This is a genomic window from Pseudarthrobacter cremeus, from assembly GCF_051857465.1.
Lineage (GTDB): Bacteria > Actinomycetota > Actinomycetes > Actinomycetales > Micrococcaceae > Arthrobacter.
This window is the reverse complement of record NZ_JBPZHC010000005.1, coordinates 378,370-389,975: the sequence shown is the minus strand read 5'-3', so window position 1 is coordinate 389,975 and position 11,606 is coordinate 378,370. Positions and strand designations below refer to the sequence as shown.

Annotated in this window: 9 protein-coding genes; 3 read left to right on the top strand and 6 right to left on the bottom strand. The window is 65.2% G+C overall.

The window, feature by feature from the left end; all coding sequences use genetic code 11:
• Positions 1 to 400: 400 nt before the first annotated feature.
• Entirely contained in the window at positions 401 to 895 is a 495-nt protein-coding gene (locus ACS5PJ_RS12080) for an SRPBCC domain-containing protein (protein ID WP_439435118.1), read from the top strand.
• A 2-nt stretch (positions 896 to 897) separates the two neighbouring features.
• On the opposite strand, the gene ACS5PJ_RS12075 is transcribed toward ACS5PJ_RS12080, so the two are convergent.
• Positions 898 to 1,944 (bottom strand): LacI family DNA-binding transcriptional regulator, encoded by a 1,047-nt coding sequence (locus tag ACS5PJ_RS12075; RefSeq protein WP_439435117.1) that lies wholly within the window; start codon positions 1,942 to 1,944, stop codon positions 898 to 900.
• On the bottom strand, positions 1,944 to 3,671 hold the full coding sequence (locus ACS5PJ_RS12070; protein ID WP_439435116.1) for a glycoside hydrolase family 13 protein: 1,728 nt from the start codon (positions 3,669 to 3,671) through the stop codon (positions 1,944 to 1,946). The genes ACS5PJ_RS12075 and ACS5PJ_RS12070 overlap by 1 nt, the downstream gene beginning before the upstream one ends.
• Before the next feature lie 214 nt (positions 3,672 to 3,885).
• Between ACS5PJ_RS12070 and ACS5PJ_RS12065 the strand changes: the two genes are divergently transcribed.
• Positions 3,886 to 5,247 (top strand): FAD-binding oxidoreductase, encoded by a 1,362-nt coding sequence (locus tag ACS5PJ_RS12065; RefSeq protein ID WP_439435129.1) that lies wholly within the window; start codon positions 3,886 to 3,888, stop codon positions 5,245 to 5,247.
• Between the two features lie 34 nt (positions 5,248 to 5,281).
• Here the strand turns inward: ACS5PJ_RS12065 and ACS5PJ_RS12060 are convergent, their stop codons facing one another.
• From ACS5PJ_RS12060 to otsA, 4 genes are all read right to left on the bottom strand, one after another.
• Entirely contained in the window at positions 5,282 to 6,700 is a 1,419-nt protein-coding gene (locus ACS5PJ_RS12060) for a DUF4032 domain-containing protein (RefSeq protein ID WP_439435115.1), read from the bottom strand.
• A gap of 140 nt (positions 6,701 to 6,840) precedes the next feature.
• Complete coding sequence (locus ACS5PJ_RS12055) at positions 6,841 to 7,923, bottom strand: ABC transporter ATP-binding protein (protein WP_108600704.1); 1,083 nt, start codon at positions 7,921 to 7,923, stop codon at positions 6,841 to 6,843.
• A gap of 235 nt (positions 7,924 to 8,158) precedes the next feature.
• The gene (otsB, locus tag ACS5PJ_RS12050; protein ID WP_439435114.1) at positions 8,159 to 8,989 is read right to left on the bottom strand and encodes a trehalose-phosphatase; all 831 of its coding nucleotides are present in this window, start codon (positions 8,987 to 8,989) and stop codon (positions 8,159 to 8,161) included.
• Positions 8,979 to 10,481, bottom strand: a complete 1,503-nt coding sequence (otsA, locus tag ACS5PJ_RS12045; RefSeq protein WP_439435113.1) for an alpha,alpha-trehalose-phosphate synthase (UDP-forming) — start codon at positions 10,479 to 10,481, stop codon at positions 8,979 to 8,981. Before otsA ends, otsB begins: the two co-directional genes overlap by 11 nt.
• 179 nt (positions 10,482 to 10,660) lie before the next feature.
• Between otsA and ACS5PJ_RS12040 the strand changes: the two genes are divergently transcribed.
• Entirely contained in the window at positions 10,661 to 11,536 is an 876-nt protein-coding gene (locus ACS5PJ_RS12040; RefSeq protein WP_439435112.1) for a DsbA family protein, read from the top strand.
• Positions 11,537 to 11,606: the final 70 nt, after the last annotated feature.

The window sequence follows — 11,606 nt, the reverse complement described above, 5'->3', positions numbered from 1 at the left end:
CTAAGACCCACAGCGCCGATGGTACTGCACCCGGGAGGGTGTGGGAGAGTAGGTCACCGCCGGAACATCATTCAAGGCCAGGCCCCGAACACGAAAGTGTCCGGGGCCTGACCCATTTAACACCCCCCTCACGAACCCTCACGCACCACCCCCAACGATATTCCCGACCCTCTGGCAGCAGCCGCACCAAAAACACGGACCCTCCCGCAGCACCCGCAACGATATTCCCAACCCCCTGACACACCCACCGCAGCACACCCACCCACCCCGCCGGCCGCCGACATCCCCCCAGACACCACAGCAACTGCCACAGGATCCGCCCGGACACCGCATCAACTGCCAGAGCATCCGCCCAAACAGTGCAGGAAGTGAGAGAGCGTGCGGCGTAGAGTTGACGTCCATGGATAACCTTTTCAGCCACGCGGACGCGACGGTCCCCGATGACAACGAGGCAGCGGCAGAGCTGGATCCGGTCGTCTGTACCGTGGTGGTACCGGGGCCAGTTGCGCGGGCCTTTGCCGGCTTCACGGACCACGCCCATCTGTGGTGGCCGATGGAATCCAACAGCGTATTCGGCGCGGGCTCGTACGTGGAGTTTGAGGACATTCTCATCCTGGAAACGGCTGACGATGGCAGGACAGCAGTCTGGGGCACCATCGATGACTGGCAGCCGCCACTGTCCTTCCACGCGTCCTGGCACCCCGGCACGACGGCTTTGTGGTCCACCGAGCTGAGGGTCGCCTTCCGAGCCGTCCCAGACGGTACGGAGGTGCGCCTGGTCCATGACGGCTGGGAGGGCGCGGAAGACCCGTCGGCTACCCGGTCGGCTTCCGCAAACAGCTGGACGTCGGTGCTGGACCGGTTCGAACGCTTTATGGGCGGGCCGGTGTCCTAGCTCTACGCGGGCGGGACGGCAGTGCTGGACCGGACCAGGAACTCCGTGGGGTATTCGTGGTCGGTGGCCGCAGGAGCCGGCGCGGTGCGCCTGGTACCGGGCTTCGCGCCGTCGTCGAGCGTTTCCAGCAGCATGCGGGCAGCGAGAGCGCCCTGGCCGCGGGCGTCCTGGTTAATGGTGGTGAGTCCAAAGACTTCGCCCAGTTCGTGGCCGTCCATGCCGATCACGGACAGATCCTGGGGCACGCGCAAACCAAAGTCACGCGCGGCGAGGATGGTGCCGATGGCCATTTCGTCCGACGCGGCAAACACGGCGGTCGGCCGCTCGGACGCGGTGGCCAGGAGGCTTCGGGCCCTCGCATACGCCCCCTGGATGGTGAAGTCCGCGGACACTTCCCATTCAGGCCGGACAGCATGCCCGGCACCAGCCATCGCCGCTTCGAATCCGGCTTGGCGCAAACCCGGAAGTTTGAAGTCCCTGTTCAGCTCGGCGTCGCCGGTGAGGTGGGCTATGCGGGTATGCCCAAGCCCGATGAGGTGCTCAGTGGCTGCACGGGCGAGGCGGGCGTCGTCAATCCTGATCGTTGAGGCTCCCGCGAGTGCTCCGCCGATCCCCACGATGGGCCGGCGGATGGCGAGCAGCTGCTTGATCTCCGCCTCGCTGAGGACCAATGCCACAGCGATGACCGCGTCGAGGCGTTTTCTCAGCAGAAAGTCAGCCAGAACGCTTTGGCGGCGTGAAGGCTGGTCGCCCACGTTGTAGAGCGTCAGGTCGTAGCCCGCGTCCAGAAGGGTGGCGGACACTCCTTCCACCACCGAAGAGAAGTACCAGCGGTGGATCGACGGGACAACCAGTCCTACATTGTGGCTCCGGCCGGACGCCAGGCTGGAGGCATGGTACGAAGGAACGAAGCCCAGTTCGTCGGCCGCTGCCTGCGCAAGCTGCCGGCTCTTGGTGGACACATTCGCCTTGCCGCTGAGCGCCCTCGATACCGTGGCGATCGAGAGCCCGGCGCGGTCGGCAACGTCCTTGATGCCCGCAAGTCCCACTATTCTGCGCCGCCTCCGTCAATCCGCAGCCATGCGGTCTCGCCGCTTGCCAGGAACCGGCCCGAACCGGGTTCCGCGCTGCGGAGGAGCAGCCGGCCAAGGGGCAGTTCGAGGGGCTCGTGGTTGAGGTTCATGACCACCAGCGTAGCGCCGTTGAGATAGGCCAGGGACGAACCGCTGCACCAGTCCTCGGCCCACGCCAGAGATCCGCTGCCCAGACCCAGTTCGCGGCGCAGGGCCAGCATGTTCCGGTAGAGGGACAGGTGCGACGACGGCGATGCGGCCTGCGCATCCCGCGCCAGTTCCGTGAAACCCGGCGGGAGGGGGAGCCAGGGATCCTGGCCGGAGCCAAAGCCCAGGTGCCGCTCTGCGGCGCGCCATGGCAGTGGCACCCGGCAGCCGTCGCGGCCCAGGCGCTCCCCGCCGGTGCGCGCGAACGTGGGGTCCTGGCGCAGGTGTTCGGGGATGTCGATGCCGTCCGGCAGGCCGAGTTCCTCGCCCTGGTACAGGTAAGCAGCGCCCGGCAGGCCGAGCATGAACATCGAGGCCGCGGCGGCGCGGCGCCTGCCGAGTTCGGTGTCCGGCTGGGGATCCGCCGGGCCTATGCCGTCGCCGTCGCGGGGGCCCTGCCCGTTGTAGCCGAAGCGCGACGCATGCCTGACGACGTCGTGGTTGGAGAGGACCCAGGTGCTGGGTGCGCCCACGCCGTTCAGGACTGTCAGGGAGTCGGTTATTACCCCGCGAAGGCGGTGAACGTCCAGGCCGGCGTGCAGGTACGGGAAGTTGAAGGCCTGGTGCATTTCGTCGGGGCGGACCCAGTGCGCCAGCCGGTCGAGGTCCACGCTTGCTTCCGCGCACAGGATCCGGTCCGGCCCGTATTCGGCAAGAATCCTGCGCCAGGCCCGGTAGATGTCGTGGACTCCCGGCTGGCCGAACATCGGAGCCTCGTGGCCGGGGAAACCGTCCGAGCTGCCGCCGTCCGCGCGTCCACCCCAGGCAGGCAGGCCCGGGGCCTTGATCAGGGCGTGGGCAACGTCCACGCGGAAGCCTGAGACGCCACGGTCCAGCCAGAAGCGGAGCACCCGCTCAAATTCCGCGTGGACGGCGGTGTTGTCCCAGTTGAAGTCCGGCTGGGAGGAATCGAAGAGGTGCAGGTACCACTGGTCCGGCTGGCCATCGGGGGCAATGACGCGCGTCCAGGCCGGTCCGCCGAAGTGGGACTGCCAGTTGTTCGGCGGCTCGTGCCCTTCAGGGCCCGTTCCGTCACGGAAGATGAACATGTCCCGCTCAGGGCTTCCCGCCGGGGCGGCAAGCGCCGCCTGGAAAGCGGCATGCTGGTCCGAGCAGTGATTCGGAACAAGGTCCACAATGACACGCAGGCCCAGGCGGTGGGCCTCTGCCATCATCACGTCAAAGTCCTGCAGGGTCCCGAAGATGGGGTCCACATCGCAGTAGTCGCTGACATCGTAGCCTGCGTCACGCTGCGGTGACCTGTAGAACGGGGACAGCCAGACGGCGTCGACGTCCAGGTCCGCCAAGTGAGGCAGTTCCTCAGTGATTCCCGCGATGTCCCCGATGCCGTCACCATTGAGGTCGCGGAAGGACCGCGGGTACACCTGGTAAATGACGGCCGACCGCCACCAGCCCGGGGCCGTGTCAGCGGCGTGGATCAGCGTGAGGGGACCCGTCAGGGGTGCTGTGGCGGAGATCACTGTATCTACAGACATGGGAGACAGCTTAGACGGCGCCGCAAGGAAAACTGCAAACGCTTCCAGTGTGTCCTTTCGGTCCGACTGCACAGCAGGCAGCCTGGACGGCCCTGACCTGTGGAAACGCTTGCATACACCGGGGCGACACATTACTGCCCAGTAGCGTAATGCTGCCGCGGCCTAGACTGGAACCAACAATTGCGACGACGGAACTGGAGGCTGCGTGGGCAGCATGGTTGACGAACTGGTAACCGCCCTCGGCGAAGGGAAGGTCTCCACGGAGCCGGAACTGCTGGCCAGGTATGCGGTGGATCAGGCCCCGGTCCTGGACTTCCAACTGCCGGAGGCCGTGGTGTTTGCCCACTCCGTCAGAGACGTCCAGGCCCTGGTCAGCTTCTGTGCCGCCCGGGGCATTTCGGTGGTGGCACGCGGCGCCGGGACCGGCGTGTCCGGCGGCGCGCACGCGAGCAGGAATTCCGTGGTTCTGTCCCTGGAACGGATGGACCGCATTCTTGACCTGAATCCGGACGACGAGACCGCCGTCGTCGAACCCGGCGTGGTCAACGCTGCCCTGAACGAAGCGGCGGCTCCCCACGGCCTGATGTACGCGCCGGACCCGGCGAGCTTCCGTACGTCCACGATCGGCGGCAACGTGGCCACCAATGCCGGGGGACTGCGCTGTGCCAAGTACGGCGTCACCAGGGACTCGGTCCTGGCGCTTGACGTGGTGCTCGCCGACGGGTCGCTCATCCACACCGGCCACCAGACGTTCAAGGGTGTGGCGGGCTACGACCTCACCGGGCTGTTCGTCGGTTCCGAGGGCACTCTGGGGATCGTGGTGGGGGCAACGGTCCGGCTCAAGTACCTGCCCCGCGACGTGCACACCATCGCTGCGTTCTATCCTGACTTCAGGCAGGCGGCGGCAGGGGTCCTTGCCGTTGGCAGGGCGCGCGTGCAGCCCGCCATCATGGAACTGCTCGACGGCGGCACGCTCGCCCAGCTGGACGCGATCCACGGTTCCGATCTGGGCTCCCGCGGCGGGTCGCTGCTCCTGATCCAGACCGACGGCTTCGGGGCTGAGGCGGAGGCCGCCGTCGTCCGTTCAGTCCTTGCCTTAGGTGGTGCTGTGGTCAGTACCGAATCCACTGCGGAGGCAGAGCAACTCGTGGAGCTGCGCCGTAGCAGCCGCGGTGTGGAGGTGGATGACGAATACCGGGTGGGCGAGGACGTGGCCGTTCCCCGTTCGCGGCTGGTGGATTACATTGCCGTTCTCGAAGGACTGGCGGCCACGCACGGGGTGAATCTGAAGGTGGTGGCCCATGCGGGGGACGGGAACCTGCACCCGACTTTTTGGATTGACCGGCAGGACGACGCCGTGGACGCTGATGCGATGGACCGGCTGAACCTTGCCCTGGATGGCTCCGTGACGGCTGCCCTGGCCATAGGCGGAACCATCACGGGCGAGCACGGGATCGGCCAGTACAAGCTGCGCTGGCTGGGACTGGAGCAGCCGGAGCCGGTCCGGGAGCTTCAGCGCAGAATCAAGGACCTGTTTGACCCGGCCGGCATCCTCAACCCGGGCAAGGCAATTTAGCGCTGTTGTGTTAACTCCTGGCTGCCGGTGACTCTCAGTCGTCGACGTCCGGGTACTCGTCGATCGTCTCGTCGGCACCGTACCTGGATTCTTCGGTCTCCACTTCCAGGATCTTCAGCAGCCCGGTGTCCGGGTTCAGCATGATGGCGGCCTCGTCCCGGCGGTGGCGCAGGATGGAGTCGATATAGGACTGCACTGCCTCCGCAAGCGGAATGTGCCGCTCCTGCTTCTCGGACATGTACCAGCGGTGCTCCAGCACCTCGTGGACTGCTTCAGCAGGCTCCAGCTTGCGGGACAGGTCGCGCGGGATCGAACGCACGATGGGTTCGAAGACCTGGCTCACCCAGAGGTGCGCGCTGTATTCCTCGTCCATCTCCGGGTTGTTGTCAGCGCGGAAGGTGTCCATGTCATTGAGCAGGCGCCTGGCCTGGTTCTCCTGGGCGTCGAGCCCGGTGAGGCGCAGGAGGCGGCGCTGGTGGTGCCCGGCGTCCACCACTTTGGGCTGGAGCTGGATGGTGGAACCATTCTGGGTGGTCTTGATGGCATATTCCTCGACGTCGAAGCCGAGTTCGTTGAGCCGCCGGATCCGGGCGCCCACACGCCACCGTTCGCCGAGTTCGAAGGACTCCTTCTCCGTCAGCTCGGCCCACAGGCGGCGGTAGCTCTCCATGATGAGTTCGCTGGTGGCCACGGGATCCACCTTTTCCTCTATCAGGCCGCCGTCGAGGAGATCCATGAGTTCACCGGCAATGTTGACCCGGGCGATTTCGAGGTCGTACTCGCGCTGGCCGGTGGACAGGTCAGGATAAAGTTCGCCGGTTTCCGCGTCCACGAGGTAGGCGGCGAACGCCCCGGCATCCCGCCGGAACAACGTGTTGGAGAGCGAGACGTCTCCCCAGTAGAAACCGATGAGGTGCAGCCGCACCATCAGCAGGGCCTGGGCATCGATGAGTCTTGTCAGGGTGTCCTTGCGCAGCATCTGCGAGAACAGTGCGCGGTACGGCATCGAGAACTTCAGGTGCCGGGTCACGAGGACGGGATTCAACGGCCGACCGTCCACGGTGGTCCTGCCGGTGATGACCGCCACCGGGACAACGCAGGGGACATCCAGCCGGGCCAGCTTGCGGAGCATGTGGTATTCGTGGCGGGCCACGTGCTCAGAGGTCTCTTTGATGGCAATGACGGAGCCGCCAAGGTGGGCGAAGCGCACAATGTGGCGCGAGATGCCACGGGGGAGGGCTGCCAGGTTTTCCGCCGGCCAGTCTTCCAGGGCGATGTGCCAGGGCAGATCCAGGAGTTCGGGCTCAGCTGCGGCGGCCGTGATGTTCAGCGAGCTGGAGACCGCGGCGAGTTTGGAGTCGTTGGCGCTGGCCGCCTCAAACCGGGGCAGTTTGCCCACCTGCGCGTAGTCGGTGGGTTCATCGTGCCACTGGGCGCTGTTTTCATCGGTCATGGGTCAATTCTTCCGTACATTGGGGCGGCCAGGGGCAACGGGCTCAAACGTCGACGAGCACAAACGCCGACGGCGGCCCTCCCGGTGTGGGGAGGGCCGCCGTCGGTTAGATCTCGCCAGGCTCGATCAGCGGATGGGAACTAGTCGCCCAGGCGCAGGCCGGTCTTGGTGTCGAACAGGTGTACGTGGCCCGACTGCGGACGGACGTAGATGGAATCACCCTTCAGCGGAGGACGGCGGCCGTCGACGCGGGCCACGATGTCGTGGTCCTTGCCGTCAAGCGTGGTGTGGCCGTAGACGTAGGCGTCCGCACCGAGCTCTTCAACAACGTCAACCTCGACCTTGAGGCCCTCACCCTGCGGTGCGGTCTCGAGGTCTTCGGGACGGCTGCCCAGGGTGACGGTGCTGCCGTGTGCTTCTTCGAGGACGTCGCGCGGCACCGGGTAGACCGTTCCGCCGAACTGAACGCCGCCGTCGACGACGGGGAGTTCGAGCAGGTTCATGGCGGGGGAGCCGATGAAGCCGGCGACGAAGACGTTCTTGGGCTTGTCGTAGAGGTTGCGCGGGGTGTCAACCTGCATCAGCAGGCCGTCCTTCAGCACAGCAACGCGGTCACCCATGGTCATGGCCTCGACCTGGTCGTGGGTGACGTAGACGGTGGTGACGCCGAGGCGGCGGGTCAGGGATGCGATCTGCGTACGCGTCTGGACACGGAGCTTGGCGTCAAGGTTGGAAAGCGGCTCGTCCATGAGGAAGACCTGCGGGTTACGCACGATGGCGCGGCCCATGGCAACACGCTGGCGCTGACCGCCGGAGAGTGCCTTCGGCTTGCGGTCCAGGTACGGCTCAAGGTCAAGAAGCTTGGCTGCTTCGCGGACGCGCTCGGCGCGCTCTTCCTTGGAGACGCCGGCGATCTTCAGCGCGAAGCCCATGTTGTCCGCAACGGTCATGTGCGGGTACAGGGCGTAGTTCTGGAAGACCATGGCGATGTCGCGGTCCTTCGGCGGAACGTCGGTGACGTCGCGGTCGCCAATGAGGATACGGCCGGCATTGACGTCCTCAAGGCCTGCGAGCATGCGCAGGGAGGTGGACTTACCGCAACCGGAGGGTCCAACGAGGACCAGGAATTCGCCATCGGCGATTTCAATGTTGAGCTTGTCAACAGCGGGCTTCTCTGTGCCCGGGTACAGACGCGTAGCGTTATCAAAAGTAACTGTAGCCACAGTTATCAATCCCTTCACCGGCAGGTACGTGCCGGACGATCCGTTGTGAATGGTTCATGTTTGTTCAGTTATCCACGGCATTGCAGCCGTGTACTCCCCGGCCGAAGCCGAGGAGTATCGCGTGACGCCGCACGGTTCTTGTGCGCCACATCACAACCAAGAGTATGTCAGACGAATGGTAAATCGTTGTGAATGTTACGAACCTCACATGTGAGCTTCGGCAAGCCGGCTGGTGTCAGGCGTCGCCCGGCTCTTCCTCGGCTACTGCCAGGCTCCGTTCCTGCAGGAGTGCTTCCAGCAGTTCCGAAACGTGCACCGGCGCCTCGACACGGAATTCGGCCTGCGTGAAATCCAGGCCCACCTTGACGCCGACGTCGCCGGGTTCGAGGCGGCCCAGGGCGTCCTCGTCCGTGGCGTCGTCGCCCGCGAAGAGGACGGCGGTGGCACCGGTGATCTGGCGCAGGAAGTCCAGGCCCTCGCCTTTGGAAGCGTTGACCACCGAGGTTTCCAGGACGCGCTTGCCGATCTTGAGGAACACTCCCTTGCGCTCCTGAAGCACTGAGCGGGCAGCAGCCACGGCGTCCTCGGCCACATCGTCCGTAGCGAGCCTGGTGTGCAGGACCACGCCTGCCGGTTTGTCCTCCAGCAGGGTTCCGGGTGCCTGCTCAACAATGTCCTCCAGGACACCGCGGACTTCGGCGAGCAGTTTGCGCTGGCCCTCATCCAAGGTCAGTTCCGTGGAGCCGGGGCCCAGCCAGGCTTCTGCCCCGTGGCTGCCGATGAGCAGGGTGTCAACCGGCGGCGAAGCCACGGCGCGCAGGCTGGCGAGGGCCCTCCCGGAGATCAGTGCCGTCGTTGTGCGCGGCAGGGCAGCCAGCCCGGCGAAGGCCGCAGCCGAGCGCTGGAGGGGGCGGGCATCACCGGCGTGGTCAACGATCGGGGCGATGGTGCCGTCGAAGTCCATGGCCACCAGCAGGTGGTCCGTCCGGGCGATCCGCTGCAGGGCCTCGCGGAGTTCGGGGGACAGGGTGAGCGGGCCCTTGGCAGGCCGGGCGTCAGGAGTCATCGCGCACAACTTTCTCGTTCAGGGCGTTGAGGAAATCCGCTGACCAGTGGTCGACGTCGTGCTCAAGGATCTGCTTGCGCATGGACCGCATGCGGCGGCCGGCGTCCTTGGGGGACATGTTGACGGCCTGCATGATGGTGTCCTTGAGACCGTCGATGTCGTGGGGATTCATCAGCAGCGCCTGTTTGAGCTGGTCCGCCGCCCCCGCAAATTCGCTGAGCACCAGGGCGCCGTCGTTGTCCTTGCGGGCGGTGACATATTCCTTGGCCACGAGGTTCATGCCGTCCCGGAGCGCCGTCACCAGCATGACGTCGGCGGCCAGGTAGAGAGCCACCATTTCCTCCACGGGATAGCTGTGGTGAAGGTAGCGGACGGCCGTATTCTCAATGGTGTCGTACGTGCCGTTGATGTGGCCGACGGTACCTTCGACCTCCTCGCGGAGCAGCCTGTACTGTTCCACGCGTTCGCGGCTGGGGCTCGCCACCTGGATCAGTGTTGCTTCACCCACCTTGAGCTTGCCCTCTTGAAGGAGTTCCTCGTAGGCCTTGAGCCGGTGCCGGATGCCTTTGGTGTAGTCGAGCCGGTCCACGCCCAGGAGAATCGTCTTGGGGTTGCCGAGGTCCTGCCGGATCTGCCGGGCACGTTCGATGATCTCGGGGTTGTTGGCGAGTTCGGTGATGTGGGCAACGTCGATGGAAATGGGGAACGCCTGGGCGCGGGCAATGTGGGTGATCTTGCCGTCCTGGCCCTTGACGTGCACCTGCTGCTGCTTAACGCTGGCGCCCAGGAACCGGCGGGCGGAGCGCATGAAATTGCCGGCGTCGCTGGGCCGCTGGAAGCCCACCAGGTCCGCGCCCATGAGGCCGTCGATGATGGCGTGGCGCCACGGCAGTTGGGCGAAGATCTCTGGCGGCGGGAACGGGATGTGGTTGAAAAATCCGATCCGAAGGTCCGGCCGGGCTTCGCGCAGCATCCGCGGCACCAGCTGCAGCTGGTAGTCCTGGATCCACACTGTTGCGCCCTGGTCGGCATGGCGGACGACGGCGTCGGCGAACCTCCTGTTGACCCTGCGGTAGGCATCCCACCAGGTCCGGTGGAACTCCGGCGGGGCGATGACGTCGTGGTAGAGCGGCCACAGCGTGGCGTTGGAGAACCCCTCGTAGTAGAGCTCGACGTCGTCGGTGCTCAGCTGCACCGGGACCAGGTCCATGCCGCCGTGGCTGAAGGGCTTCACCGTTTCATCCGGCGCCCCGTGCCAGCCCACCCAGGCGCCGTCGGTCTTGGTCATCATGGGTGCCAGCGCCGTCACCAGCCCGCCGGGTGAGCGGCGCCAGCCGGAGCCGTCGTCGCCGCTCTCACCTGGTGCGGTGCGGTCTACGGGCAGCCTGTTGGAGACCACCATGAAATCGTATTTGGTGGCATGGCCGTGGCTGTGCCCGGCCGGGCCGGATTCAGTTCCGGCTGCCGGTTTTTCGTGGACGGGTGATTGCATTGCGGCCCCCTGGGGTTGCTTGTGCCTCTTAGCAACCCTAATAGGATGGAATCTTCGGGGCTATTCGTCCGTTGGTCAAGAGGACGAAATACTTGAAAGCGCAAGCTCCCAGCTTTCTGCCCTAAAATGGTGGAGTCGCCACAGAGTGGTCCCCCTATGTCGATCGACCCAAGGAACACATGAGCCCCGCAAATGAAGTACGTAAGTCCAAAGCTGAGCGAACCTCGGAGGCTCGCGAGAAGGCGCGCCTCATCCGGGAGGCGCAGCTGAAGAAGGACAAGCGCAACAAGCAGCTCATTGGCTGGGGCATCGTGGTGGCCGTTGTCGCCATCCTCGCGATTGTGGCGCTGGTGGTGACCACCAGCATGAAGCAGAACACCCCTGTTGCGGATAAGGGACCTGTCCCTGCAAGCGCGAACGCCAACGGCGGTGTGACCCTGCTGGCCAACACCGAAGTAAAGAAGACAGACGCTGCCAGCGTGGACATGGCCAACCTCCCGGCCAAGCCGGACACGTTGCCCAACCCCGTCGTGGCTCCCGGCGCCGAAGCTGAAGCAGGGCAGCCTGTGAAGGTGGTTGCCTACATCGACTTCATCTGCCCCGTCTGCTTGCGCTTCGAGACCACCTACAACGAAGCGCTCACAAGCCTTCGCAATGAGGGCAAGATCTCGATGGAATACCGGCCGCTGGGCTTCCTGGACCGCCAGTCCACCACCAACTACTCCTCACGCTCCGCCAACGCAGCGGCCTGCGTGGCTGATAAGGCACCGGATAAGTACGGCGAATACGTCAACGTGCTCTTCGCCAACCAGCCTAAGGAAGGCTCGGCAGGCCTGTCGGACGACAAACTGAAGTCCCTCGCCTCGGACATCGGCGCGGATATCAAAAGCTGTGTTGACGACAAGACCTTCCGCCCCTACGTGAAGTACTCGACGGATCTGGCCGCAAACACTGGAATCACCGGCACGCCCACCATTTTTGTTGACGGCAAGAAATGGGACGGCGCCACGGACCTGAACGCTGACATCCAGACCGCAATCGCAGCCAAGGGCTAAGCCCTTTTCGTCCGCAAAGGGCCCGCTTCCGGAACTGTTCCGGGGGCGGGTCCTTTTCTCTTCGCCCTCT